We start from the raw sequence: 25634 nt of genomic DNA on the forward strand, positions 1-25634 counted from the left end.
TTTTACTTTTAATGCATGGAAAGGGTAATCGTCTGTCCTTTCTTTACTATCGTTCCGTTGGCTATCGACTGGCTTTTCACCTTGCCGACCCCAACCAAATGTACTTTTAATCCTTTACTCTCCAACAGGTACACGGCATCCTTCGCCCCCATGCCTATAACGCTCGGCACGAAATTCTGCATATTGCTCCGGCTTTCGAGAACTACCGCCTGGGGAGCCGAATGGGTATTCCCCCAAACTTCTTTTCCCGCGTCGGCTATTTTGCCCTGAACCTGAATATTCAGTTCTTCCAGTACCCGTTGTGCTTCCCTCATTTCTCCTGCTTTTACATTAGGAATGACTACGGAATTCGTGTCAATCGCGTTGGTAAGAGGCAAACGCAGGTCTTTGGCGTACACCCTTTCGGCGATTTTACTGAATACACTGCCCGCCATCAAACCACCTGATGCCGGCAAGCCCGGTTTCTGAATGGAAACAATCATACTATATTTAGGCGCTTCTGACGGGAAATAACCGCAGAAACTAACAAGATAGTTTGTTCTTCCTGTCTTGTATCCGGCTGCTCCCTGTGAAATCTGTGCCGTTCCAGTCTTACCCGAAACGTGGAATTGCTTGCTACCCGCGGGTTTGGCAAGTCCTTCGCCTACCACTTTCCGTAGAATCTCACGGATTTGTGTCAATGTCTTGTCCGAACAAATCTTCGGATTGATAATTTCTGTCGGATACTCTTTCACTATTTCCCCGTCTTTCACCGCAGCTTTTACGAATTTCGGACGCACCGTCACCCCATTATTCGCTATTCCATTATAGAATGTAAGAATATTAATCGGCGGGACTTGCGTTTCATAACCGATACTCATCCATGGAAGGGCGGTTTTGGAGAAATAACTTCTCTCTTTCGGACCGCGAATGTTCGGCTTTCCTTCTCCCGCAATTTGCAGGTGAAGAGGCTGGTCGATGCTCATACGTCTCAATCCATCAATGAACTTCTGCGGGTTGCTGCCGTAGAAATGGTCTATAATATAAGATGTACCAACATTGGAAGACACTCCCAAAATCTCGGTAACCGTTAATTTTCCGTATCCTCCGCGATGCCAGTTGTGGTCTTTCATCACACGGCCGTGCATCGGCATTTGCCCGTTGCCGGTATCCACTACATAGTCCGGAGTAATTTTCCCGTCTTCGAGGGCCACCATAATAGAAGCCGTCTTGAAAGTTGACCCCGGTTCGAGCATATCGCTGATGGCATTATTGCGCATCTCGTAATATTCACCGTCTTTGCCCTGCATCATATTAACGATGGCTTTCACTTCTCCGGTAGCCACTTCCATCAATACAACGACCCCCACGCTGGCATTCAACTCTTTTAGTTTGTCTACCAGTGCTTTCTCGCAAATATCCTGCATGCCTACGTCAATGGTAGATATGAGGTCGCAACCGTCAACCGGCGGCACATCTACTATATTCAGGTATTTGTTCATCACTTTCTGTCGGTGCGTCAATCCGTCCCGTCCTTTCAGAATCGTATCGAAGGCAAGCTCGATACCGTTTCTCGCTCCTTTCGCGGTGTCGGCATACACATCGCCTAGCGTACGCGCTGCCAATGAACCGAAAGGCTTCTTCCGTTGGTTGTAAGCCAGTTCCTTGAATCCCCCTTTGTAGCGGTTCAAGCAGAAGACTGGCAATCTCTTTACCTCTTTATATTGTATATAAGAGATGCGTTTTGGATAAATCAGGTAATTGCGGCTCTTCGCCTGGCGTCCTTTCTTCAGATGCGCCTTGAATTGGGCTACGCTCTTATCCGGGAATATTTTGTTCAGTCCGATGCAGATTGAATCCATGTTGGCGGTAAGGATGGAATCCCGTCGTGCCTGGTCCTTCTTTCTGCGTTTTTCGTCCTTTTCACCGGACATAAAGTCCATATATATCCTGTATTCGGGTAGGGAGCTAGCCATCAGTTTGCCGTCGGAAGAGATAATGTTTCCGCGGTTGGGTTTCACCGTCACGTTTTCCTTTACGAAACGGTCGGCCACGTCCTGCCAGTACTGGCGTTCGGCAAACATGGTGATGCCTGCCTTCACGACAATCGCCACGCCTATCAACGCCATCAGGAGGATGACGAAGAAATAACGGGTCATTATATTCTTTTTATTAACTGCCACAGTGCTTGTCTTTTAAAAACTCTCCACTCTCAATTTTCAACTCTCCACTTATTTAATAAGGTAAGGGGGATTGGTCGATGTCTGCAAATCACTTTCCTTACTTGATATATATTCCTCGATGCGCGATTGGCGGCTCTTCTCCATCAGTTCCGAACTGCGTGTCAGTGCGTCATACTTAATATCTATCAATTCCTTTTTCAACCGGTCTATTTCAATCTGCTGCTGCTGGCTGGCATAGCGGTTGTGGATATAGAAGATGATGAATACCATGATAAGTACCAGCAACTTCGTCTGGCGACGGAAAAAGTCGGTAGCCAAAATGTCTCCACCCAGGATGCTTTTCAGCGAAGTGCGTTTTTTCTTCTTGCCCTCTTCTGCTTTCTTGTTTACTACTTCTTCTTCTTCCATTTTCCTCTTATTTCTTTTCTGCAATTCGTAACTTGGCGCTTCTCGACCGCGGGTTCCTTTCTATTTCTGCCTGGCCGGGCACAATCACCTTATTGTTGACTAGGCGGAAAGGTGTTTGTAGGTTGCCGAAGAAGTCTGTCTCTGCCTTACCTTCCACGTTGCCTGTCTTCATGATGTTCTTCACCATACGGTCTTCCAGTGAGTGATAAGTGATAACTACCAGTCTGCCACCCGGCTTTAACGCTTCGGTTGCCGCGAGCAGCATCTCTTTCAGCGCTTCCATCTCTTGATTTACTTCAATCCGCAATGCTTGGAATACCTTCGCAAGCTCTTTCTTCTCCCGTTCACGGCCGAAAAGCGGTTTGATGATTTCCAGAAACTCTCCGATAGTACGGATGGGCTGTCCGTTTCTGGCTTTGACAATGACGGAAGCCAGTTTGCGGCTGTTTTTAAGTTCTCCATACAGGTAGAAAATGTTTGCGAGACGCTCTTCTTCGTAAGTGTTTACGATGTCTGCCGCCGTAACTCCTGCACGCTTGTTCATACGCATATCCAGTTCTCCGTCGAAACGGAAAGAGAAACCGCGTTCGCTGTCATCAAAGTGGTGGGAAGACACACCGAGGTCGGCGAGAATCGCATCCACCTGTTCGATGTCGTGATAGCGCAGGAAATTGTGCAGGTAGCGGAAATTGCTGCGCACAAAGATAAAATGGGGGTCGTTGACAATATTCCGTTCGGCATCCTCGTCCTGGTCGAATCCCAGGAGCCGTCCGCCTTCACCGAGCCGTGAAAGAATCTCGCGCGAATGTCCCGCTCCCCCGAAAGTAACGTCTACATACGTTCCGTCCGGCTGGATATTCATCCCGTCAACGCTTTCCTTTAGTAATACAGGTACATGATATGTCAGTTCATCTTTCTCCATCTTGTCTATTTTCATCGTTCATAATTTCTTCTAATGCCGCACCGAACTCTTCGGGTGACATAAATGGCTGTTCTGCCCGCTCCTTCGACCAAATCTCTATTTTGTTGTCGATGCCGATAAAGCGTATGTCCCCATGTATATTGCAAATCTGCAAATACCGTTTGGGGATGAGTATGCGTCCGTTATTATCGGGTGTCACCACCTCAACGTCGCTCACAAACTGCCTGAAAATGAGTTGGTGTTTGCTGTTCCACTTGTTAAGCCGGGCACGGAGCTCGTTCAACTCCTCGTTCCACACGCTCTCGGGGTACAAGGTCAGGCAGTCTTGAAATACGTCTTTACGCATAATAAGCCTCTCCTCAGAAGCAGCTTGCAGTTGCTTCCTGAAGATGGCGGGGATGAACACCCTTCCTTTGGTGTCCGCCTTGGCTTCAATATTACCTAAAAAACGTATCATTACCTTATTATAAAAAGCGACCGTAAAAGTATGAAATTCCCCACAATTCCCCACAATTTTCCATAGAAAACTTTTAGAGAAGTTTTCAACCGATTGTTAAATGGTTATTTGCTTGAAAATGAATGGGCTTTGGAAAGCCCTTGTGGTGGGGAGTCGGGGATGGCAGTAGTCAAAATAACTTTTATTTGTCTGTAGCCGTTTTGGGCTGTGCCGAATGTCCGTTTGGGCATAAAAAAGGCAGAAGGTAATGGAAACCTTCTGCCTTTGGATTGTTGACACAACTAAAAAATTACATTTAAATATTTAATCTGAAATCACAAATTATATAGTTAAGGACCGGTTCAACGGAAATCTTTCAACTCTTCCTGTAATTTCTGGCGTGTGAAGAATATACGGCTTTTCACTGTGCCTAGCGGGAGATTCAGCTTTTCCGCAATCTCACGGTATTTGAATCCTGAAACGTGCATGGCAAACGGGACCCTGTATTCTTTAGGGAGTTTGTTTACCACCCGGTGCATCTCTTTCAGGTCGTACGCTCTTTCCGTACTCTCCGAACTTGCGTCTTGCGGCAGGTTCAGATGGTATAAGTTGTCGGTCTGGTCAATAAAAGTCTGGTCACGAACCACTTTGCGGTAGTTGTTGATGAATATATTGCGCATGATAGTATACATCCATCCTTTGAAATTAGTATCCGGCATGTATTTATCTTCATTATCCAATGCTTTCAATGAGGTTTCCTGCAACAAGTCATTTGCTTCTTCGCGGTCGGTTGTCAGTTTATAAGCGAAGCGAAGTAGTTCACCCTGTACTTCTACTAAATCTTTTCTGAAGCTTAAACTTTTCATATGCGTTGCTTTTAATTTTAAATTGTGAATATTCGTTCGTTAATTTCGATGGTGCAAGTTTACGGGGTTTTTGAGAACCGGACGGGGGAGAATCCGGCTAAAAAACACCCGAAAACTGTCCGCGGATAGTTTTCGGGTGTTTTTTGATAGCTTTCGGGTGGTATTTTTTTAGCCTTCTGAACTTAAATCCTGCATTTTCTACCGATTTATTGCGATTAATAAAAAAGAACCGTTAATTTTGTGGCATCATTTTTATTTGAAAAGAATGACTGATGACTCTTTATTTTTAATCGATGTCGAAAAGATACTTCGGACGAAAGCACCGAAGCAATATAAGTACATCCCTAAGTTTGCGGTTTCTTATCTGAAGAAAATAGTTCATCAGGATGAGATTAATGTGTTTTTGGATGAGTCGAAAGGTAAGGTTGGGGTGGATTTCTTAGAGGCATGCATGGAATTTCTGGATGCGAAAGTAGATGTGAAAGGTATCGAGAACCTTCCTAAAGATGGTTTGTATACCTTTGTTTCCAATCATCCGCTAGGAGGACAGGATGGTGTCGCGCTGGGTTATGTGCTGGGACGTCATTATGACGGAAAGGTGAAATATCTGGTGAATGATTTGCTGATGAATCTCCGCGGATTGGCTCCGCTTTGTATCCCTATCAATAAGACCGGCAAGCAGGCGAAAGATTTTCCCAAAATGGTGGAGGCCGGATTCAAGTCTGACGACCAGCTTATCATGTTTCCCGCCGGTTTGTGTTCGCGCCGGCAGAATGGGGTAATCCGCGATTTGGAATGGAAGAAAACATTTATAGTAAAGAGCGTACAAGCAAAACGTGACGTGATACCCGTGCATTTTGGAGGTAGAAATTCTGATTTCTTCTACAATCTGGCGAATATATGTAAGGCATTGGGCATTAAGTTTAACATCGCTATGTTGTATCTCGCGGATGAAATGTTTAAGAACCGCCACAAAACTTTTACTGTCACCTTTGGCAAGCCGATACCCTGGCAGACTTTCGATAAATCGAAAACTCCCGCGCAATGGGCGGAATACGTAAAGGATATTGTTTATAAACTGTAACTGATAGAACAACTATAACAAGAAATATGGAAGAGATTATCAAACCGATAAGCAAGGAACTGCTGAAAGCCGAGTTGACGGAAGACAGACGCCTACGCATGACAAATAAGAGTAATAACCAGATTTACATTATTACTCATCAGAATGCTCCCAATGTGATGAAAGAGATAGGCCGTTTGCGTGAAATTGCTTTCCGTGCTGCTGGTGGCGGAACAGGGCTGTCGATGGATATAGACGAATATGATACAATGGAGCATCCATACAAGCAGTTGATTGTATGGAATCCGGAAGCGGAAGAAATCTTGGGCGGCTATCGGTATTTACTTGGAACGGACGTGCGTTTTGATGAAAAAGGCGCTCCGATTCTGGCTACTTCCCATATGTTTCATTTTTCGGAACCTTTTATTAAAGAGTATTTGCCTCAAACGATTGAATTGGGACGTTCGTTTGTCACGCTCGAATATCAATCTACCCGTGCCGGCAGCAAAGGCTTGTTTGCTTTGGACAATCTCTGGGATGGATTGGGCGCACTGACGGTTGTGATGCCGAATGTGAAATATTTCTTTGGAAAGGTGACGATGTATCCCAGCTACCACCGCCGTGGACGTGATATGATTCTTTATTTCCTCAAGAAACATTTCCACGACAAGGAAAGGCTTGTCACGCCGATGGAGCCTTTGGTATTGGAGACTCCGGAAGAGGAATTGCGGGCATTGTTCTGTAAGGACACCTTTAAGGAAGATTACAAAATCCTGAATTGTGAGATTCGTAAACTGGGCTATAACATTCCACCGCTGGTGAACGCTTATATGAGCCTGAGTCCTACGATGCGTATGTTCGGCACAGCCATCAACTATGAATTCGGTGATGTGGAAGAAACCGGAATCCTGATTGCCGTGGATGAAATACTGGAGGATAAGCGAATCCGGCACATCCAGACGTTTATAGAAAGCCATCCGGATGCGCTGAAAATGCCTTGTGAGGATGATGAAGCGTTTGCTCCTAAAGTCGTTACACCGCAGGCAGACTGTTGCCGTTAATCTTGCGGTAGAGGTCGAGGGCAAAGACGTCGGTCATTCCCGAAATATAATCAAGTACCGCCTGTATTCTTTCATAGAGTGCAGGCGCTTTTATATTATACTGGCTGGAAACCCGGTTAATCAGAAGCTCGGAGTAAGCCTTTTCGGGTGAGGTCACGGCGTCTATCATCAGCTCGAGCAGCGTGCTGATGACACGGAATCCGGCCAATTCAATGTCCAGCACGTCCCGCGAACGGTAAATCTTCTTCAAAGAAACTTCGGCGCAGTGCTTGTAAGCTCCTGCCGGACGCTCGGAAATATGCTTGATAAGCGCCCCTTCGAAAGTGCCGGACAATATCTCCTGCTCATGTTCCAAAAACACGCGGGTGCATTCACGAATCAATAATCCGATTACGGAAGAACGCAGATAAGCGATTTGCTCGTTCGTGTCATTGACAATCCGGAAAGTATTTCGGAGATGCTCCTGCCGTTTTTCGTCAAAATATGCCATTAGCAACTCTTTCGTCTCCTCGGTAGTGAGTATTTTCAATTTATGGGCATCTTCGATATCCATCATCTGGTAACAGATATCATCGGCGGCTTCTACCAGATAGACCAACGGATGGCGTGCGTACTTTAACGGGTGCTCGTTCAGCAATGTCAATCCCAGCTCCGTCGCAATCTTATGAAAACTGTCTTCTTCGCTGACAAAGAATCCGAATTTAGACTTTTTGCCGGCAAGGCTCGATGAAAAGGGGTATTTTACAATGGAAGCTAACGTCGTATATGTCAGGACAAAACCGCCTTTCCGACGTCCTTCGAATTGATGGGTCAAGATGCGGAATGCATTCGCATTGCCTTCGAAATGTGTCAAATCTTCCCATTCCATCGCAGAAAGTTGCTCTCCGTCCGGTTGTTTCTCTTTCAGGCGCAGCCCTTTCCCTTCAGAGAAAAAGGTGGATATGGCCCGTTCGCCGGAATGCCCGAAAGGCGGGTTTCCCAAATCATGCGCCAGGCAAGCGGCGGACACGATAGAACCAATCTCCGGCAGGAAAGATTCCTGAAGTTCCGGTTGGCGTTGCAGGATAGCTTTGGCTACATCGTCGCCCAAGGAACGACCTACGCTGGAAACTTCGAGGCTATGCGTGAGCCGGTTGTGCACAAAGATGCTGCCGGGTAAGGGGAATACCTGTGTCTTATTCTGTAATCTGCGGAAAGGAGCGGAGAAGATAAGGCGGTCATAATCCCGTTGAAATTCAGAGCGGTTTTCTTGGCGTTCTTCGTGGAATTCTTCCATCCCGAAGCGTTTAGCTGATATTAATTGGTTCCAATTCATCATTTTATTTACGATTTGACTATTTACGATTTACAATTTGGAGAACGGTACATTATTTAACTGCAAACTTAACTATTTTTCAGTTCAAAATGTGTATTTTCGCCCGTTAAATAGTAAACATGCACTTATGAATATTCAAGTTATCAATAAATCGAAGCATCCGCTTCCGGCTTATGCCACCGAATTGTCCGCAGGAATGGATATCCGCGCTAACCTTTCTGAACCTGTCACACTGGAACCATTGCAACGTTGCCTGGTGCCGACAGGATTATATATCGCTCTTCCGAAAGGGTTTGAAGCACAAATCCGTCCCCGTAGCGGTCTGGCTATCAAGAAAGGAATTTCTGTCCTTAATTCTCCGGGAACGATTGACGCGGATTATCGGGGGGAAATCTGCATTATCCTAATCAATCTCTCTTCCGAAACTTTTGTGATTGAAGATGGCGAACGTATCGCCCAAATGGTGATAGCGAAGCATGAGCAACCGTCATGGCAGGAAGTGGAAGTGCTGGATGAAACAGAACGGGGAGCCGGTGGCTTCGGTCATACCGGAGTATGATGAATGCTTAATTAAAAAAATGAAATGAAGATAAAAATAGGATGGCTGCTGGTCTCGGTATGGGTCTTGACCTCATGCGGGACGGCACGTACAGGGCGTACGGCGAAGTCTGCAAAGGATGAGGGGGCTTCTTCCCCGATAGGAAAGACTTATGTAACGGCAGAGCAACAGCGTAAATATGACTATTTCTTTCTGGAAGCCATGCGGATGAAGGAGAAGAAAGAATATGATGCGGCTTTCGGCTTGTTGCAGCATTGTTTGGATATTAATCCGGGTGCTTCTTCTGCGCTTTACGAAGTTTCACAGTATTACCTGTTCCTTCGCCAGGTTCCGCAAGGTCAGGCGGCTTTGGAGCAAGCGGTAGCCTATGCTCCCGACAATTATTGGTATAGCCAGGGGTTGGTCAATTTGTATCAGCAGCAGAATGAACTGGATAAAGCGGTCGTTTTGCTCGAGAAGATGGTCACCCGTTTTCCAACGAAGCAGGAACCTTTGTTCAGCCTGCTTGATATTTATAGCCGTCAGGAGAAATATAATGATGTGATTTCCACACTGAACCGCTTGGAGAAGCGTTTGGGCAAGAACGAACAGTTGTCTATGGAGAAATTCCGTATTTATCTCCAGATGAAAGATGACAAGAAGGCGTTTCAGGAAATCGAGAGCCTGGTACAGGAATATCCGATGGATATGCGGTATCAGGTGATTTTGGGAGATGTATATCTTCAGAATGGCAAGAAAGAGGAAGCCTACGAGACATATCAGAAAGTGTTGGCGGCAGAACCGGACAACCCGATGGCTCTCTTCTCGATGGCTTCTTATTATGAACAGACCGGGCAAAAAGAATTGTACCAACAGCAATTGGATACCTTACTGCTGAACAAGAAAGTGGCTCCTGATACGAAAATTAACGTCATGCGTCAGATAATCGTAGAAAACGAGCAGTCGGCGACTAAAGACAGTACACAGGTGATTGCCCTGTTCGACCGGGTGATGAAGCAAGACCTCGATGACCCGCAAGTACCGATGCTTTATGCGCAGTATCTACTGTCGAAGAATATGGAACAGGAAGCCGTCCCGGTATTGGAACAAGTGGTTGACTTAGACCCGGCTAACAAGGCTGCCCGCTTGATGCTGGTCAGTGCTGCCGTGAAAAAAGAGGACTACAAGCAAATAATAAAAGTCTGCGAACCGGGTATCGAAGCTACTCCGGATGCTTTGGAATTGTATTATTATCTGGCTATTGCCTATCATCAGGCGGAACAGACTGACAGCGTATTGAATGTTTGCAACAGAGCACTGAAACACGTGACACCCGATACAAGAAAAGAAGTTGTATCGGATTTCTATTCGATAATGGGGGATATTTACCACACAAAGAACCAGATGGCAGAAGCTTATGCTGCCTATGACTCGGCTTTGGTGTACAATCCTTCCAATATCGGCGCGTTGAATAATTACGCTTATTACTTGTCGGTGGAACGCCGTGATTTGGACAAGGCGGAAGAAATGAGTTATAAGACCGTAAAGGCGGAACCCAATAACTCCACTTATCTCGACACGTATGCATGGATTCTTTTTGAAAAGGGGAATTATGCGGAAGCCCGTATCTACATTGACAATGCCATGAAGAGCGACGGCGAGAAAAGCGATGTGATTGTAGAGCATTGCGGGGATATTTATTTTATAACCGGTGATGTGGAAGGTGCGTTGAAATACTGGAAACAAGCGCTCGAAATGGGCAGTGAGTCGAAAACATTGAAACAGAAAATAGAAAAGAAGAAATATATTGCAGAATGAGAAGATTTGTATATCTATTGCTGGTGGTAGTCATATTGGCAGGTTGTAAGAGTTCGAAGCGTCTGGCGACTTCGGAAACAAAGGCTCCCGTATCCAGCTATCTGGCTTCCAAACTTCAACTGACCATTCCCAATAAAAAAGGGGGAAGCATGTCCGTAGGGGGAACGATGAAGATGAAAACCCACGAACGGGTACAAGTCTCTTTGTTGATGCCTATCTTGCGTACGGAAGTGGCGCGTATTGAGATTACCCCTGACGAGGTGTTGCTGGTAGACCGGATGAACAGGAGATTTGTTCGCGCGACGAAAGAAGAACTGAAAGGAATGTTGCCGAAGAACGCAGAGTTCTCCCGTCTGGAAAAGATATTGATGGATGCATCCCTTCCTGGTGGAAAGACGGAACTGACGGGAAAAGATATAGGCATTCCTTCGCTGGAAAAGGCCAAAGTCCAACTTTATGAGTTTTCTACGAAAGAATTCTCCATGACTCCGACCGAACTTACCGCCAAATACAATCAAGTTCCTTTGGAAGTATTAGTAAAAATGTTGATGGCTTTGTTATGATGAAACGTCTCTTTGTTATTCTAATCAGTTGCCTATGGTTGGCAGTTCCACTTTCCGCCCAGTCGAATAAATTGATTCGCGAGTTGGAAAGCAAGCGCGGTGCCCTGCAAAAGCAGATAGCCGAGTCGGAATCTATATTGAAGGATACAAAGAAAGACGTAGGCAGCCAATTGAATAGCCTGGCGGCATTGACAGGGCAGATTGAGGAACGGAAACGTTATATTCTGGCTATCAATAATGACGTGGAAGCCATCGAGCGTGAATTGAACACCTTGGAGCGTCAGTTGCGGGCATTGGAGAAAGACTTGAAAGATAAGAAGAGGAAATACGAAGCTTCCGTCCAATACTTGTACAAGAATAAATCGATAGAGGAGAAATTAATGTTCATCTTCTCTGCCAAGAACTTGGGACAGACTTACCGCCGTATGCGTTACGTGCGTGAGTATGCCACTTACCAACGTTTGCAGGGTGAAGAGATTCTGAAGAAGCAGGAGCAGATACGCAAGAAAAAAGCAGAACGCCAACAGGTGAAAGCCGCCAAAGAGAACCTGCTGAAAGAGCGTGAAGGCGAAAAAACAAAACTGGAAGCCCAAGAGAAGGAAAAACGGACGCTGGTGGCCAACCTGCAAAAGAAGCAGAAAGGCTTGCAGAACGAGATTAATAAGAAACGCAGAGAGGCCAACCAACTGAATGCCCGTATCGACAAGCTCATTGCCGAGGAAATAGAACGCGCCCGTAAGCGTGCCCAGGAAGAAGCCCGCCGTGAAGCGGCTGCACGTAAGAAGGCGGAAGGCAGACAGTCTTCCGGAGCGGGGGCAAAAACGAACTCAAAACCTCTGGAAGTTTACACCATGAGCAAGGCGGACCGGGAACTGTCCGGCAACTTTGCCGCCAACCGTGGGAAACTTCCCATGCCTATATCCGGTGCTTATATCATCACCAGCCATTACGGGCAATATGCAGTAGAAGGGCTGCGTAATGTGAAACTGGATAATAAAGGAATAGACATTCAGGGAAAACCCGGAGCGCAGGCGCGTGCCATCTTCGATGGTAAAGTGGCGGCCGTATTCCAGCTGAACGGATTATTCAATGTGCTTATCCGTCACGGTAACTACATTTCTGTTTATTGCAATCTTTCTTCTGCCTCGGTCAAGAACGGTGATACGGTGAAGACGAAACAATCTATCGGGCAAGTCTTCTCCGACGGGACGGACAATGGAAGGACGGTATTGCATTTCCAGTTACGGCGGGAAAAAGAAAAACTGAATCCGGAACCTTGGCTCAACCGATAAGATAGACGATTAGGACTTACTGCACGTTAGTGGTGTCCTTATAGCTGTATAATATTTAGTAAGATGCTTGCAAGAAAGCGAAATATCTGGATTTGTAGGGATTTTGGTTAGTTTTTGTTGTTTATTGGTTAATAATTAGCTTTTAATTTATTAGATATTTCCCAACTTTGTGGCATTATCCAAATGATTAAAAGTTAACTAACTAAATAACTAAAACGAAAGAACATGAAAAATTTATGTGTATGGGGAGTTGCCGCTTTATTGATGGCAGCTTGTACGCCGAAAGCGGAACAGACTACGGATTCCGGTTTGTTACAGAGTAAGTTCCGGACGGAAGTGAACGGAAAGAAAACCGACTTGTTTACTTTGCGTAATAAGAACAATATGGAAGTTTGTATCACAAACTTTGGTGGACGTATCGTTTCCGTGATGGTTCCCGATAAGGACGGGCAGATGCGTGATGTAGTGCTTGGTTTTGATTCCATTCAGGATTACATCAGTAAGCCTTCCGATTTTGGAGCCAGTATCGGTCGCTATGCGAACCGTATCAATCAAGGTAAATTTACACTGGATGGCGTTGAATATCAATTGCCGTGCAATAACTACGGGCATTGCCTGCACGGTGGTCCTCAGGGGTTCCAGTATCGCGTGTTTGACGCTGTGCAACCGAATCCTCAGGAAGTGGAACTTACCTATGTAGCAAAAGATGGTGAAGAAGGTTTTCCGGGAAATATCACCTGCAAAGTCCTGATGAAACTGACAGATGACAATGCCATTGATATCCGTTATGAAGCGGAAACCGACAAGCCCACTATCGTGAACATGACGAACCATTCTTATTTCAATCTTGACGGAGATGCCGGCAGCAATGCCGACCACCTGTTGACTGTTGATGCTGATTATTACACGCCGGTGGACAGCACATTCATGACTACGGGCGAAATAGCCCCTGTAGAAGGTACTCCAATGGATTTTCGTACACCGGTTCCGGTGGGCGCACGCATCAATGATTATGACTTTGTCCAATTGAAAAATGGTAATGGCTATGACCACAATTGGGTCTTGAACACCAAAGGAGATATCAATCGGAAGGCCGCCTCTTTGAAATCGCCGAAAACGGGCATTGTATTGGATGTATATACCAACGAACCGGGAGTTCAAGTATATGCCGGAAACTTCCTCGACGGCTCTTTGACCGGCAAGAAAGGCATTACCTACAATCAGCGTGCTTCCGTATGTCTCGAAACACAGAAATATCCGGATACCCCGAACAAATCCGAATGGCCTTCAGCAGTGCTTCGTCCGGGCGAAAAGTACATGAGTCAATGTATCTTCAAGTTCTCAGTAGACAAGTAATGTAATACTTGCTTTGACAGCAAATGGATGATTTTCAAAAATAAATATTTCATAGAAGAAAGGTATCGTTTTCACTGTTTTGGTTGGTGAAACCGATACCTTTCTCTTTGATGTTTATTGGCGTCCCCACCTTTTTCTCTTTCTCTTTTTTCTCCTTTTCGGCAGACAGTTCAGTGTCCGTGAGGCTGTCTATGTGTATGTCTCCACAACATTCTGCCGTCTTCGTCCGGGCTTTCTCCGCTTTCTCTGTCGCGTCTTCTTTATTTTTCTTCGTTTGGAACTGTTTCAGTCCTTTCAGTATTTGTTTCCACACCAATGTTATTGCATTCATTATTTTTTTTGTTTTTAAGTGACTAAAATAGATTTGTTTATCAGCGCTGATACTGCAAATCTACAATAGGGGCGATACCGGTTTGCAAGTATTTCTCAATAAAAAAAGATATTTTTTCCTTAACGGAAGATATCTGCTTCTTATCACCTTTTTCACTACTATTTATCGTATCTTTGCCTTAGATTTATCAATGATTTACTAGTGTGGTTTAATTAAATGACTAAAGTTGTTTAATTGAATAACATTAGTAGTTTGAATGAACCACGATAGTGGTTCGTTGGTAATTCTAAAGGTTTTGCATGAAAAGTATTCATTATAAAGACGTTAACTGCTTATGGCTATACTTTACGATTGGTATGAGAATCCCGGTGAATCCGATGATTCGGAAGAGAAAGGCTTGCACCCCCGCATTTTTTTGAATGGAAAGCTGGGGATGGACAAATTGTGCCGGATGATTCACAACCGCAGTTCCCTTTCTGTGGGTGATGTGAAAAATGCGTTCGAGATGCTTGCCCAAATCTGTGGTGAGGAACTGCGCGAAGGACGTGAAGTGCATATCGAAGGGCTCGGCTATTTTGCCCCTATCTTGAGGAGCACGGAGAAAGTGACTCGTAGCACAAAGAACAAATCATCGAAAATGGAATTGAAAACAATCGGTTTCCGTCCCGATGCCCGTCTGAAGGGTGAGCTTAGAGGTGTCAAGGTCAGCCGGAGCAACTATGCGCGCCATTCGGAATCTCTGTCGGAAGTAGAGATAGATATGCGGTTGAAGGAGTATTTTGCCGAGCATGATGTAATGCTCCGTTATGATTTTCAGGAAGTGTGCTGCATGACGCGGACTACGGCGAACCGTCATCTCCGACGATTGCAGGACGAAGGGAAATTGCGGAATATAGGTAAACGCATGCAACCGATTTATGTACCTGCGGCAGGGTATTACGGTGTGTCGCGCGAATTGGTGCGGCGGTAAGTCGAACTGGTTTTAGGGTTGCATTTGCGGTATGAAGGTGAAAGCGGCGAAGTCTGTAATGGGCTTCTGTTAAATCAGAAGCCCGTCCAATAACTCCAGATAGATTCCGATAGCTTCCTCTATCTCTTTCAGCATGATATATTCCTCTGCCATGTGCGAGCGTGAAGAACGTCCCGGTCCTATTTTCACCGATGGAAAGGACATTAATGCCTGGTCGGACAGGGTAGGAGAGCCGAATGGAGCACATCCTATTTTTATAGCCCTTTGAACGAACGGATGCTTCTCGTCAATTCGTGAAGAATTGAGACGATACGAACGAGCCTTGGCATCGCAAGTGATATGTTTCTTGATTTCGGCAAATAGTTCTTCGTTGGAATAAAGCTCATTGCTACGAATATCGACAACGAAAGTGCATTTATCGGGAACTACATTATGTTGCGTACCTGCATTGATTACAGTGACACTCATTTTCACAGCACCCAGCAGTGGGGATTCTTTTTCAAAACGATAATCGCGGAACCAGGCAATATCGTTCAATACCTTATATATAGCATTGTCACCTTCATTGCGTGCCGCATGTCCGGCTTTGCCTGTTGCGGTGACATCCAATACCATCAGCCCTTTTTCGGCAATGGCAGGCTGCATCTCCGTAGGTTCGCCTACGATGGCGAATGAAACGGGCGGAAGCTCCGGCAGTACACTTTCAATTCCGTCTTTTCCCGAAACTTCTTCTTCACAGGAAGCGAGATAAATCAGATTATACTTCTGCGAAGTACGACATAGTTGCAGGAACACCTGTAACAGAGAGACAACGCTGGCACCGGCATCATTGCTTCCCAAACCATACAGTTTACCGTTTTCTTCACGTGGAGTGAACGGGTCTTTCCGCCATCCGTTGACCGGTTTCACCGTGTCTATGTGGGAGTTAAGCAGGATAGTCGGCTTTTTCAGATCGAACATCGGGCTGAGACACCATACATTGTTTCCCTTGCGTCCGGTCTGCATACCTTCCATTTCGATATAATTTTGCAGAAAGTCTGCTGCCTGAGTCTCTTCCCGGCTGATTGAGGGAATGCTAATTAATGATTTAAGCAGGCTTACAGCCTCTGTTGCCATATACGGAATATCATATTTCATAGTTGGATATACTGCTTTAGCGTTGTGATTCAGATGTTATATTGTTACTAATTATTTTTACACAAAGATAGTCATTTTGCGCAATTGTTTCAAATAAAATTAATAAAGAAATACTTATGTGTTGATTATTAGTTGTTTATGCTAAAGAAAGTCTTGAGAACTTTTTTTTTTGAATGTTTTCTTATGAAAAGGTTGTTGATAAATTATATAATAATTAATTTTGTTGGAGGGTTTTATATTTTACTTGTTAATCTTAATGGATAAGCATGATGATTATCACACGAATGGAAGATAAAGTTCTTCGTTTTAAAAAGTTTTTTGATCTGAATTTTCCCAAAGTAAAGACTTTCGCATGGCAATTATTAAAATCAGAAGAAGATGCAGAAGATATAGCTCAAGATATTTTTGTTAAGCTATGGGAGAAACCGGATTTATGGTTAGAACGTGAAAAATTGGATAGTTATTTATATACAGTTGTACGAAACCATATCTATAATTTTTTGAAGCACAAGGCTGTTGAATATGACTATTTGGATGTCGCAGCAGAAAAAATGCGAATGGCGGAACAGGGATTGCCTACGCCGGATGATGAATTTTGTGCTCATGAACTTGAGCTTTTTGTGCAGATGGCTCTTGAACGCATGCCGGAACAGCGTAGGCGTGTTTTTTTAATGAGCAGAGAGGAAGGAATGACTTCACCGGAAATTGCTGAGAAGCTGAATGTTTCGGTTCGTACAGTTGAGCAACATATCTATAAGGCTCTTCAAGATCTAAAAAAAATCGTTTTATTTTTATTTTTTTTCTATTTAGACTAAGTAGGTATGTCTGGCAAGTTGTCTCTTATATGTAACACTTGATTTGGTATAGATGAAAAGTAAATTGGAAAAACAGCTACGCTCTTTTATTGACTTTGATTATTCAAAGCGGACAATCGACAGATTTCACCGTTGGATGATCAGTTCTGATTCTGCAGAAGAGAAAGAAACAGCGCTTCATAATCTATGGTTTGAGACGAAAGGAAAGTCTGGACGTGGTATGGAGCATTCGTTTCAGCAGGTATTGGATAAAATCGGCATTGAATACACTCCAATGGTTACAAACACAAACCGCTGGAATTTGTGGAAATCTGTTGCGGCAGCTGCTGTTATCGTCTTTCTGTCTGTCACGGCTACTTTGTGGGTAAGTTACAATCATTTTGACAGGGACAATACCGTGATGGTGGAACATTATGTGAATAATGGAGCTAAAGAGACAATCAGTCTTCCGGATGGAACTACCGTACATCTGAATTCCGGTTCATATGTATTTTATCCTGAAAATCTGGAGGGCAAGACCCGAACGGTTTATCTGATGGGAGAAGCAGAATTTAAAGTGGCAAAAAATCCGGAGAAACCTTTCATTGTGCGATCCTCAAATATGGCAATTACTGCCTTGGGAACAGAGTTTAATGTGAAAGCTTATCCGGAAGAGGATGTAATAACAGCTTCTTTGATCGAAGGAAAAGTACGTGTGGATTGCAATGATACGACCAGTTATGTCTTAACTCCCGGTTATCAGGTTGTGTATAATAAATGTACGGCTGACTGCCAATTGCTGACTGCCAACATGAAAGATGTAACGGCATGGATGAGGGGCGAACTTGTGTTCGACAAGGTTACTCTCGCCGAAATTGTGCGGACGCTGGAACGTCATTATGGAATCACATTTCATATCTCAACAAAGAAATCTAATCAAGACCGTTATAATTTTGTGTTCAGAAAAGACGCGACTTTGGAAGAGACATTGGAGGTGATGAAAGTGGTCATTGGTCAATTCAATTATCGTTTGGAAGACAGTATCTGCTATATAATTTGGTAGAGAAAAATAATAAATATTTTTTATTAAACTTAAATCTAATATGCTTATGTAAAAAAATATCCGGAAGAGGCTCCACCCTCTCCGGATATGAAATGATTTTTAGCCTTAAAATAAATAAGCAACTTCTTGCTTATTTTGAGAAACGAGAAAAAAATACATGATTTAAAACTAAAAACGTCGTAAAGATATGAATTTATATCTGGAAAACACTAGAAAAAGTATATTAATAACTTTTCTATTATTAATAGGGTCAATACTTTATGCCCAAAGTAATAGTAAAATAACAATAAAAAAGAAGAATATTTCATTGCAAACAGCTTTGGCTGATGTTAGGGAACAGACCAAAATGTCTGTATCTTACAACAGTTCTCAACTCCCTAAAACAAGAATATCTTTAGATATAAACAACCAACCTTTGGAGCAGGCGCTGAAGACTATTCTTGCCGGAACAGGATTCACATATACCGTAAAAGATACTTATATAATGATTATTCCGGAACAGGCTGCTAAAAAATCTAAAAGCAGAAATGTGACGGGTAATGTAGTGGATGGAAAAGGTGAACCGCTCATTGGAGTTACTGTGCTTGAAAAAGGGACTACTAACGGAACTGTAACTAATATAGATGGTAACTATCATATTACCACACAAGGTGACACTCCCGTATTGGTGTTTTCCTATATCGGCTATCAGTCGAAGGAAGTGGATGTAAAAGAAAATGTAATCAATGTGGTGTTGGAAGATGGTTCACAGGCACTGGATGAAGTGGTTGTTACAGCTTTAGGTATCAAACGTGCTGAAAAAGCACTTTCCTATAATGTACAGACTGTAAGTAATTCAGAGCTGACCGCAGCCAAAGACGCTAACTTTATGAACAGCTTGAACGGTAAGGTAGCTGGTGTCAATATCCAAAAGAGTTCTTCTGGTGTGGGCGGTGCTACACGCGTTGTGATGCGTGGTTCCAAATCTATCGTTGGTGACAACAATGCGTTGTATGTGGTGGATGGTATACCTGTTGGAAACCCTTCACGGGGTGTCATCCAGACAGAATATGGTGCAGTGGCTGGTAGTGAAGGTATCTCCGATTTCAACCCTGAGGATATCGAAAGCATCTCTGTACTGACAGGTCCCTCAGCAGCAGCCCTTTACGGTGCGTCGGCTGCTAACGGTGTGATTTTGATTAATACTAAGAAGGGTGTAGAGGGCAAGATGAAGATCAACTTCTCTTCCAATACAGAGTTTTCCAAACCGATGATGTCACCGGAGTTTCAGAACACCTACGGCAACCGTAAGAACTCTTACCGTAGCTGGGGTGATAAATTGGAGACTCCCTCTACATTCGACCCGATGGACTTCTTCAAGACCGGTATGAATACCATCAACTCACTGAACATCTCTTCAGGTACACGCACCAATCAGACTTTTATTTCTTTGGCTTCTACCAACTCTAAGGGTATTATCAAGAACAACGAATATTACCGTTACAATTTCTCTTTCAGAAATACTGCGTTGATGCTGAACGATAAATTGCATGTCGATTTAGGTGCCAGCTACGTCATTCAGGCTGAGCAGAACATGGTTTCGGGCGGACGCTACTTCAATCCTTTGTTTCCACTTTATTTGTTTCCCCGTGGTGAGGATTTCGAGAATGTGAAGATATACGAACGTTACAACGACGAACGTCGTTTTCCTACGCAGCATTGGGAGTATGGCGACCAAGGACTTTCGTTTGAAAATCCCTATTGGATTGTCAACCGCGAAATGTTCCCCTCCAAGAAAAACCGCTATATGCTTCATGCCAGACTGCAATATGACATCTTTGACTGGTTGAATATTGCCGGACGTGTGCGGTTGGACAAGAGCCACGCTACTGAAGAACGCAAGCTTAGCGCCTCTACGCTTGAACTCTATACCGGTTCTTCCAAAGGTAGCTATGAGCTGAAAGAGGAATTCTACACACAGACGTACGCTGATGTGATGGCAAACGTAAACAAACGTTTTGGCAAGGATTTCTCGCTGACTGCCAACGTGGGCGGTAGCTTTGAAGACCATTATACGCGCAGCGTCGATTTGGGCGGTAAGTTGATGACAATACCCAACCTTTTCTCTCTTGCCAACTTGGAACCAGCTTCGGGTAAAAGAGCACAAGGCTACCATCGTACACGTAACCTTGCTGTATTTGCCAGTGCTGAATTGGGATGGAAAAATATGCTTTATTTGTCGGCTACCGGACGTTGTGATTGGGCCTCGCAATTGGTTAGTAACGGTGATGTAGAGGGAATCTTCTACCCCTCTATCGGACTTTCCGGTATTATCAGCGAAATGGTGAAGTTGCCCGACTTTATCTCTTACTTAAAGTTGCGCGCATCTTACACCGAGGTAGGTTCGCCTATCTCACAGGTGGGTATCACTCCAGGTACTATTACTCATGTCATCAATAGCGGTGCGATTGATCCGATAGGTAGTTTCCCGTATCCCGATTTCAAGCCTGAGCGTACGAAGTCCTACGAGTTGGGTCTTAATGCACGTTTCTGGGACGGACGCATCACGTTCGACGGTACCATCTACCAATCCAATACTTACAATCAGACATTCTTCTCGCAGCTGGCTTCTTCCACCGGTTATTCAGGCTTCTATGTGCAGGCTGGTAAGGTGCGCAACCGCGGTGTGGAAATGACGTGGGGGTATAATGACAAGTATGGCAAGGTAGACTACTCTACACACTTGACGTTCACTGCCAACAAGAACAAGATTCAAGAGATGGTGCACAATCAGATTAATCCGATTGATGGTACATCAATTAGCATTACCGAACTTTCGTTGCAGGAAGCCGGTGGCGTTTATCTGCGCGAAGGCTATTCTATGTCTGATATCTTCACCACAGGTATTTTGCAACGTGGTAGAGACGGCAAATTGGTGGAACAGGCAAATGGCTATCAGGTAGACCGCAGCCAGCGTATTCGCCTGGGCTCTTCCGATCCCGACTTCACTATGGGATGGCGCCATGATATCAGTTACAAGAACTTCTCGTTGGGTGTGATGGTTACCGGACGCTTCGGTGGTGTCGTTACGTCTCAGACACAGGCGTTTATGGACGCATTCGGTGTGTCCGAAGTATCTGCCAAGGCGCGCGACAATGGTGGTGTGATGCTTGACGGGTATATGTATGACCCCGAACGCTTTTACAACACTATAGGTGGACAGGGACTGATGGCTTACTATACTTACGATGCTACCAACATCCGTCTTCAAGAACTTTCATTGACCTATTCGTTGCCGAAGAAGTGGCTAGGCAATGTGTTCAGCAACGCTACTGTATCTTTCGTAGGACGTAACCTCTTTATGTTCTACTGCAAAGCTCCGTTCGACCCTGATATGAATGGTTCTACAGGTACTTACAACCGTAGCGATTTCTTTATGCCGCCTAGTTTGAGAAACTTAGGATTCAGTGTTAAGTTCAGCTTGTAACAACTAAATATATTCAGATTTATGAAATTACAAATAAAAAAGATAACAGGGGTACTATTGGCATGCGCGGGACTCATGGCAATTACCTCATGCTCGGAATTTGAAGAAATCAATAAGAACCCGTATTACTCTGACACGGAAATGGAACAGTTGGACGGTGTGCTCAATGGTGCTTATGTGCCTAACTTGGAAAAACACGTCATTCCTGTGCCTTTAAAAACAGACAATACAGCTGAGGTTAATGCATATCAGGTATCCATCAATCTTTGTGGCGACTCATGGGTGGGCTATTTCTCCCCGCGCGACAACAAATGGGAAGAAGGAGCTAACCCCACTACGTTCTTTTTCCATGTAAATCGGACAAATCATATGTTTGATTATGCTACGTCTAAGATCTTTACTCCTTGGATTCAGTTGAAGAAAATCAATCTGAATGGTGATAACCCTAATAGAGAATTGTATGCTATTGTACAGATTGCTAAAATTATGGGGTTGCACCGTTCTGCCGATAAGTATGGCCCTATCCCTTACTCAAAGGCGGGAAGCGGTTCGTTCACTGTGGAATATGATTCGCAGGAAGCGGTGTATCATTCGTTCTTTGAAGAATTGGACGAAGCGGTTCAGATTCTCTACGATTTCTACATGAGAGGCGGTGCTGTTGTTCCTTTGGCTTCGGACATGGTGTACGAAGGCAATGTGGCGAAGTGGATACGTTTTGCCAACTCTTTGATGTTGCGTTTGGCTATCCGCGTGCGCTATGCCGATGAGGAATTGGCTCGCAAATATGCTGAAATGGCTGTTACAAACCCGCTGGGTGTGATGGAAAGCGTAGATGATATGGCGAAAATGCATAAAGGTGCCAATTTTGAAATCAGAAACCCTATGTTCCAGATTGCTAATCCCGGACAGTATAATGACAGCCGCATGGGAGCCACTATTCAATCTTACTTGAAAGGGTATAATGATCCGCGTATTGCCACCTATTTCCAAAATAATGGAGCGTCTGCGGTGCGTGCCGGTATGCCGGTTACTGCAAACACCTATGACGCGGCATCTTTGCCCAACATTCAAGAGGAAGATCCTGTCTATTGGATGAGAGCTTCGGAAGTAGACTTCCTGCGTGCCGAAGGTGTGCTGGCCGGTTTCAATATGGGAGGCGGAAGTGCTAAGTATTTCTATGAATCGGGCATCCAGAAATCGTTTGAGGAGTGTAAGGTAAGCTTGGGCAGTTATTTGAACAGTACCGCTTCTCCGGCAGATTTCAAGGATATGAAGGAGGCTGCCTATAATCATGCAGCTCCCAGCAATATTACCGTGAAGTGGGTGGAAGAAGACGAAATGGAGAAGAAGTTGGAACGCATCATCACGCAGAAGTATCTTGCCCTTTTCCCCGATGGACAAGAGGCGTGGAGCGAATGGAGACGTACGGGATATCCGCGTCAGATTCCTCCGGTGCTCAATCTTACCAATGCCGGTGTGAAGACAACCGACGGATATAAGGATGGAGTGCGTCGTATCCCCTATCCGGAAGATGAATACAAACTCAATAATGAGAATCTGACAAAAGCCATCCAGCAGTATTTGGGTGGTGTAGACAATGCCGCCGTAAATGTATGGTGGGATAAAAAAGTAAAAAATTAACTCTTAAATACATACAGAAATGATGAATAGCATAAAAATATGGCTTGCTTTGTCGCTTATAGCGGGTTGTATGTTTGCCTGCACCGATGTAGAGACCATCGACTTGGAAAAAAAAGCTGTGGAAGATTTGTACAACAAGCGTGATAAGGATAAATGGGCGGAAGAAGATGAGCAGAAGCGACAGAATTATGAGGACTCCGTACGAATAGCCAAGGAGAACGAACGCCTCTATGAACTCTATCTTGCAGATTTGAGGGAGTATAAAAAGACCAAGCATCCGGTGATGTTCGGATGGTTCAACGCATGGGATGAGACCGCTCCGGGTGAATATTTCAATTTGACACTGCTTCCCGACAGTATGGATCTTGTCTCCATTTGGGGAAATTGTTTCCATATTAGCGACAATCGGTTGAAACAGATGAAAGAGGTACAGAAGAAAGGCACCAAGGTGATAGTCGGATGGATTATTGAGGAGGTAGGCAACGGGCTCCAAAACAAACCTGACGGGGGATGGTCTGAAGACCCGTACACCGGAATCCAGCAATATGCCGATGCCATCCTCGATTCCATAGCAAAGTATGGATACGATGGCTTTGATATCGACTATGAACCTTCTTATGCCTCTCCTTGGGGAGGAATGCACTGTGGAAACTGGAATCAGGGAGAACCATGGAGTAAGGAAATGCCCATTATTTCTTGTAGCCAAGATAGCAATAAAGATTATGAGAACTTCTTCTTTCAAGCGTTGCGCGATGGTCTGGACGAACTGGAGGCCAAGGACGGCAAAGAGAGAATCCTGAATATTAATGGTTCAATTCATTGGCTGTCTCCAAGTATGAAAGGTCTTTTCTCTTACTTTGTGGCACAATCTTATAATGGTGGTTACTCTTCTTGGCCGTCTCGGATAACCGGGCGCTTGGGAAACGATGTGAAAGACCGGATTATCTATACGGAGACATTTGAAAATGCCGTCGCAAACCAAGGGAACTTTACTCGCTATGCGGATTTCGTAGTGAAGGACCTTGACGGTGTGGCCGGTGGAATCGGTGCTTATCACATCAATGCGGATGCAGCCGAGAAGAACGAGTATCGTAACGTACGGAAGGCGATTTCTATCATGAATCCTCCTATTAAGTAAATAATCACGTTATAAAATGAAGCATAAAATGAAAAAATATATAGCGTTAGTAGTTCTGTCCTTAGGACTTTTTACCGCTTGCGATATGGTCACCGGTGAAGGAGAAGGTACTGGCAATGCGGTTTATATGGGCAACTCCACCAGCAATGGCGTAATTTCAGTGGTAGTGACCAATGAGGGTGCCAGTACTGTAGTTACTCCCCGATTGGCTAATTTGGCTGACAAACCGGTGGAAGTGACCGTAGAATTGGATGAGGAAATGTTGGCGGCATATAATGCCGAGGCTGGCCTGTCGATGGAAGCTTTGGCGGCAGAAGACTTTGTGTTTGTCACTAAAGATAGCGAGGATGCCAAAAAAACGAAAGAAACGCATGGAAAAGCCGTGGTGACCATTGAGCCGGGAAAGTACAACGCCAGTGTGGAGGTGAGGATTCCGAAATTGGATGAGACCAAATATCCTCCTTTTAAGCGCTTGGCCGTGCCGGTGAGTGTGACTGCTGCTTCCCAATATAAGATATTGAGTTCGCCGAGGTCTACCCTCATCCGTCTGAACCGTGAGATAATCACTTCTGTCGGACAATTCAGACGTGGAGGAAGTATCGCACTGGTACCTAATGCGGAAATCAGAAAAGATCCTATGTTTAATTGGACCATGCAGGTGAGCATGTATTATAGGAACCTGCCTAATAGGGATGGTAACTGGACGGTTATGTCCATCCAAAGCGGTGCGGGCAATTTCTATACCCGTATTGAACGTCAGCGGGGCATCCAGGTTAAGAACGGGCGCGACGGAGAGGAAACTTTCACTCAAAAGTCTCTGCCTAATAATAGATGGTTGCACATTACCTTTGTCCACAGAGATGCTTCCACCGTATCGGTTTATGTGAACGGAGAGTTGCAGAAGACGTTCCCGACTTCACCCATCGCTTTCTCTGACGACCCCAAGTGTTGCTTGTATATCGGTAATACCCAATACTCCGGTGTCTACCTCCGCGAAGCACGTATGTGGAACAGGGCGTTGACTGAAGGCGAAATCATAGATAAGGAGTATCTGCCTCTCGATCCGTCGGCAGAGTCCGGTCTGATTATGTATATGCCTTTCACAAGGGTGGCAGACGATAAAATGGAAGAGTTGACCGGCAATTGGGAATTCTCAGACTTCCGGACGTTGGGTATATGGGACGAAAATCCTCCTGCGATGCAGTATGTAGACAATGTGAAATTCCCATCGGAAGATTTGGTTATTATAGAGCCGGAAAATTCCGAAGAAGAAATCGGATGATAAGTATTCCGT

Annotated in this window: 22 protein-coding genes; 14 read left to right on the plus strand and 8 right to left on the minus strand. The window is 44.7% G+C overall.

Annotation, left to right across the window (positions count from 1 at the left end; translation table 11 throughout):
* Positions 1-8: 8 nt before the first annotated feature.
* The 5 genes from CLIN57ABFB40_RS14620 to CLIN57ABFB40_RS14640 all read right to left on the minus strand — a co-directional run bounded on the left by CLIN57ABFB40_RS14620 (position 9) and on the right by CLIN57ABFB40_RS14640 (position 4794).
* Positions 9-2138, minus strand: a complete 2130-nt coding sequence (locus CLIN57ABFB40_RS14620) for a penicillin-binding protein (RefSeq protein ID WP_175631232.1) — start codon at positions 2136-2138, stop codon at positions 9-11.
* A 72-nt stretch (positions 2139-2210) separates the two neighbouring features.
* Entirely contained in the window at positions 2211-2570 is a 360-nt protein-coding gene (locus tag CLIN57ABFB40_RS14625; RefSeq protein WP_175630778.1) for an FtsL-like putative cell division protein, read from the minus strand.
* A 7-nt stretch (positions 2571-2577) separates the two neighbouring features.
* Positions 2578-3492 carry a 16S rRNA (cytosine(1402)-N(4))-methyltransferase RsmH gene (rsmH, locus tag CLIN57ABFB40_RS14630; protein WP_175631233.1) on the minus strand — a complete coding sequence of 305 codons (915 nt, stop codon included), beginning with the start codon at positions 3490-3492 and terminating at the stop codon, positions 2578-2580.
* Positions 3479-3949 carry a division/cell wall cluster transcriptional repressor MraZ gene (mraZ, locus tag CLIN57ABFB40_RS14635; protein WP_175630779.1) on the minus strand — a complete coding sequence of 157 codons (471 nt, stop codon included), beginning with the start codon at positions 3947-3949 and terminating at the stop codon, positions 3479-3481. Before mraZ ends, rsmH begins: the two co-directional genes overlap by 14 nt.
* Before the next feature lie 341 nt (positions 3950-4290).
* A complete protein-coding gene (locus tag CLIN57ABFB40_RS14640) occupies positions 4291-4794 on the minus strand; it encodes an RNA polymerase sigma factor (RefSeq protein WP_175630780.1) in 504 nt (167 codons plus the stop codon).
* Between the two features lie 265 nt (positions 4795-5059).
* On the opposite strand from CLIN57ABFB40_RS14640, the gene CLIN57ABFB40_RS14645 reads away from it, so the two are divergent.
* On the plus strand, positions 5060-5878 hold the full coding sequence (locus CLIN57ABFB40_RS14645; protein WP_175630781.1) for a 1-acyl-sn-glycerol-3-phosphate acyltransferase: 819 nt from the start codon (positions 5060-5062) through the stop codon (positions 5876-5878).
* A 26-nt stretch (positions 5879-5904) separates the two neighbouring features.
* Positions 5905-6918 carry a GNAT family N-acetyltransferase gene (locus tag CLIN57ABFB40_RS14650; protein ID WP_175630782.1) on the plus strand — a complete coding sequence of 338 codons (1014 nt, stop codon included), beginning with the start codon at positions 5905-5907 and terminating at the stop codon, positions 6916-6918.
* Here CLIN57ABFB40_RS14650 and CLIN57ABFB40_RS14655 read toward each other — a convergent pair.
* The gene (locus CLIN57ABFB40_RS14655; protein ID WP_175630783.1) at positions 6890-8236 is read right to left on the minus strand and encodes a deoxyguanosinetriphosphate triphosphohydrolase; all 1347 of its coding nucleotides are present in this window, start codon (positions 8234-8236) and stop codon (positions 6890-6892) included. The two genes, CLIN57ABFB40_RS14650 and CLIN57ABFB40_RS14655, sit on opposite strands and share 29 nt — an antisense overlap.
* Positions 8237-8360: 124 nt before the next feature.
* Between CLIN57ABFB40_RS14655 and dut the strand changes: the two genes are divergently transcribed.
* From dut to CLIN57ABFB40_RS14680, 5 genes are all read left to right on the plus strand, one after another.
* Complete coding sequence (gene dut, locus CLIN57ABFB40_RS14660) at positions 8361-8792, plus strand: dUTP diphosphatase (RefSeq protein ID WP_175630784.1); 432 nt, start codon at positions 8361-8363, stop codon at positions 8790-8792.
* 24 nt (positions 8793-8816) lie between these two features.
* Positions 8817-10589, plus strand: coding sequence for a tetratricopeptide repeat protein (locus CLIN57ABFB40_RS14665; RefSeq protein WP_175630785.1), 1773 nt, complete (start codon positions 8817-8819; stop codon positions 10587-10589).
* The gene (locus CLIN57ABFB40_RS14670) at positions 10586-11152 is read left to right on the plus strand and encodes a DUF4292 domain-containing protein (protein WP_175630786.1); all 567 of its coding nucleotides are present in this window, start codon (positions 10586-10588) and stop codon (positions 11150-11152) included. Before CLIN57ABFB40_RS14665 ends, CLIN57ABFB40_RS14670 begins: the two co-directional genes overlap by 4 nt.
* Positions 11149-12444 carry a murein hydrolase activator EnvC family protein gene (locus tag CLIN57ABFB40_RS14675; protein ID WP_175630787.1) on the plus strand — a complete coding sequence of 432 codons (1296 nt, stop codon included), beginning with the start codon at positions 11149-11151 and terminating at the stop codon, positions 12442-12444. The genes CLIN57ABFB40_RS14670 and CLIN57ABFB40_RS14675 overlap by 4 nt, the downstream gene beginning before the upstream one ends.
* 225 nt (positions 12445-12669) lie before the next feature.
* Complete coding sequence (locus CLIN57ABFB40_RS14680; protein ID WP_175630788.1) at positions 12670-13800, plus strand: aldose epimerase family protein; 1131 nt, start codon at positions 12670-12672, stop codon at positions 13798-13800.
* A 49-nt stretch (positions 13801-13849) separates the two neighbouring features.
* Here CLIN57ABFB40_RS14680 and CLIN57ABFB40_RS14685 read toward each other — a convergent pair whose 3' ends face one another.
* Entirely contained in the window at positions 13850-14131 is a 282-nt protein-coding gene (locus CLIN57ABFB40_RS14685) for a hypothetical protein (RefSeq protein ID WP_175630789.1), read from the minus strand.
* Between the two features lie 334 nt (positions 14132-14465).
* On the opposite strand from CLIN57ABFB40_RS14685, the gene CLIN57ABFB40_RS14690 reads away from it, so the two are divergent.
* On the plus strand, positions 14466-15101 hold the full coding sequence (locus tag CLIN57ABFB40_RS14690) for an HU family DNA-binding protein (protein WP_024986132.1): 636 nt from the start codon (positions 14466-14468) through the stop codon (positions 15099-15101).
* A gap of 69 nt (positions 15102-15170) precedes the next feature.
* On the opposite strand, the gene CLIN57ABFB40_RS14695 is transcribed toward CLIN57ABFB40_RS14690, so the two are convergent.
* Positions 15171-16238, minus strand: a complete 1068-nt coding sequence (locus tag CLIN57ABFB40_RS14695) for a M20 family metallo-hydrolase (RefSeq protein WP_175630790.1) — start codon at positions 16236-16238, stop codon at positions 15171-15173.
* Positions 16239-16507: 269 nt separating this feature from the next.
* Between CLIN57ABFB40_RS14695 and CLIN57ABFB40_RS14700 the strand changes: the two genes are divergently transcribed.
* From CLIN57ABFB40_RS14700 to CLIN57ABFB40_RS14725, 6 genes are all read left to right on the plus strand, one after another.
* Positions 16508-17053 carry an RNA polymerase sigma-70 factor gene (locus tag CLIN57ABFB40_RS14700; protein ID WP_073346807.1) on the plus strand — a complete coding sequence of 182 codons (546 nt, stop codon included), beginning with the start codon at positions 16508-16510 and terminating at the stop codon, positions 17051-17053.
* A 52-nt stretch (positions 17054-17105) separates the two neighbouring features.
* Positions 17106-18095: a FecR family protein gene (locus CLIN57ABFB40_RS14705; protein WP_175630791.1), complete on the plus strand. Its 990-nt coding sequence runs from the start codon at positions 17106-17108 to the stop codon at positions 18093-18095.
* Between the two features lie 187 nt (positions 18096-18282).
* Positions 18283-21561 carry a SusC/RagA family TonB-linked outer membrane protein gene (locus CLIN57ABFB40_RS14710; RefSeq protein ID WP_175630792.1) on the plus strand — a complete coding sequence of 1093 codons (3279 nt, stop codon included), beginning with the start codon at positions 18283-18285 and terminating at the stop codon, positions 21559-21561.
* Positions 21562-21582: 21 nt separating this feature from the next.
* The gene (locus CLIN57ABFB40_RS14715; RefSeq protein ID WP_175630793.1) at positions 21583-23202 is read left to right on the plus strand and encodes a SusD/RagB family nutrient-binding outer membrane lipoprotein; all 1620 of its coding nucleotides are present in this window, start codon (positions 21583-21585) and stop codon (positions 23200-23202) included.
* A 19-nt stretch (positions 23203-23221) separates the two neighbouring features.
* Positions 23222-24340, plus strand: a complete 1119-nt coding sequence (locus tag CLIN57ABFB40_RS14720) for a glycoside hydrolase family 18 (protein ID WP_175630794.1) — start codon at positions 23222-23224, stop codon at positions 24338-24340.
* Between the two features lie 28 nt (positions 24341-24368).
* Positions 24369-25622, plus strand: coding sequence for a DUF1735 and LamG domain-containing protein (locus tag CLIN57ABFB40_RS14725; RefSeq protein ID WP_175630795.1), 1254 nt, complete (start codon positions 24369-24371; stop codon positions 25620-25622).
* Positions 25623-25634: the final 12 nt, after the last annotated feature.

Source organism: Bacteroides acidifaciens (genome assembly GCF_903181435.1).
Classification (GTDB): domain Bacteria; phylum Bacteroidota; class Bacteroidia; order Bacteroidales; family Bacteroidaceae; genus Bacteroides.

What these genes read in the sequence shown, in the direction of transcription:
- CLIN57ABFB40_RS14670 (WP_175630786.1), top strand. Translation starts at nt 10,586, where the DNA reads ATGAGAAGATTTGTATATCTATTGCTGGTGGTAGTCATATTGGCAGGT.
- CLIN57ABFB40_RS14680 (WP_175630788.1), top strand. Translation starts at nt 12,670, where the DNA reads ATGAAAAATTTATGTGTATGGGGAGTTGCCGCTTTATTGATGGCAGCT.
- CLIN57ABFB40_RS14620 (WP_175631232.1), bottom strand. Translation starts at nt 2,138, where the DNA reads ATGACCCGTTATTTCTTCGTCATCCTCCTGATGGCGTTGATAGGCGTG.
- CLIN57ABFB40_RS14695 (WP_175630790.1), bottom strand. Translation starts at nt 16,238, where the DNA reads ATGAAATATGATATTCCGTATATGGCAACAGAGGCTGTAAGCCTGCTT.
- mraZ (WP_175630779.1), bottom strand. Translation starts at nt 3,949, where the DNA reads ATGATACGTTTTTTAGGTAATATTGAAGCCAAGGCGGACACCAAAGGA.
- CLIN57ABFB40_RS14655 (WP_175630783.1), bottom strand. Translation starts at nt 8,236, where the DNA reads ATGATGAATTGGAACCAATTAATATCAGCTAAACGCTTCGGGATGGAA.
- dut (WP_175630784.1), top strand. Translation starts at nt 8,361, where the DNA reads ATGAATATTCAAGTTATCAATAAATCGAAGCATCCGCTTCCGGCTTAT.
- CLIN57ABFB40_RS14625 (WP_175630778.1), bottom strand. Translation starts at nt 2,570, where the DNA reads ATGGAAGAAGAAGAAGTAGTAAACAAGAAAGCAGAAGAGGGCAAGAAG.
- CLIN57ABFB40_RS14650 (WP_175630782.1), top strand. Translation starts at nt 5,905, where the DNA reads ATGGAAGAGATTATCAAACCGATAAGCAAGGAACTGCTGAAAGCCGAG.
- CLIN57ABFB40_RS14690 (WP_024986132.1), top strand. Translation starts at nt 14,466, where the DNA reads ATGGCTATACTTTACGATTGGTATGAGAATCCCGGTGAATCCGATGAT.
- CLIN57ABFB40_RS14685 (WP_175630789.1), bottom strand. Translation starts at nt 14,131, where the DNA reads ATGAATGCAATAACATTGGTGTGGAAACAAATACTGAAAGGACTGAAA.
- CLIN57ABFB40_RS14640 (WP_175630780.1), bottom strand. Translation starts at nt 4,794, where the DNA reads ATGAAAAGTTTAAGCTTCAGAAAAGATTTAGTAGAAGTACAGGGTGAA.
- CLIN57ABFB40_RS14675 (WP_175630787.1), top strand. Translation starts at nt 11,149, where the DNA reads ATGATGAAACGTCTCTTTGTTATTCTAATCAGTTGCCTATGGTTGGCA.
- CLIN57ABFB40_RS14700 (WP_073346807.1), top strand. Translation starts at nt 16,508, where the DNA reads ATGATTATCACACGAATGGAAGATAAAGTTCTTCGTTTTAAAAAGTTT.
- CLIN57ABFB40_RS14645 (WP_175630781.1), top strand. Translation starts at nt 5,060, where the DNA reads ATGACTGATGACTCTTTATTTTTAATCGATGTCGAAAAGATACTTCGG.
- rsmH (WP_175631233.1), bottom strand. Translation starts at nt 3,492, where the DNA reads ATGGAGAAAGATGAACTGACATATCATGTACCTGTATTACTAAAGGAA.
- CLIN57ABFB40_RS14705 (WP_175630791.1), top strand. Translation starts at nt 17,106, where the DNA reads ATGAAAAGTAAATTGGAAAAACAGCTACGCTCTTTTATTGACTTTGAT.
- CLIN57ABFB40_RS14725 (WP_175630795.1), top strand. Translation starts at nt 24,369, where the DNA reads ATGAAAAAATATATAGCGTTAGTAGTTCTGTCCTTAGGACTTTTTACC.
- CLIN57ABFB40_RS14665 (WP_175630785.1), top strand. Translation starts at nt 8,817, where the DNA reads ATGAAGATAAAAATAGGATGGCTGCTGGTCTCGGTATGGGTCTTGACC.
- CLIN57ABFB40_RS14715 (WP_175630793.1), top strand. Translation starts at nt 21,583, where the DNA reads ATGAAATTACAAATAAAAAAGATAACAGGGGTACTATTGGCATGCGCG.
- CLIN57ABFB40_RS14710 (WP_175630792.1), top strand. Translation starts at nt 18,283, where the DNA reads ATGAATTTATATCTGGAAAACACTAGAAAAAGTATATTAATAACTTTT.
- CLIN57ABFB40_RS14720 (WP_175630794.1), top strand. Translation starts at nt 23,222, where the DNA reads ATGATGAATAGCATAAAAATATGGCTTGCTTTGTCGCTTATAGCGGGT.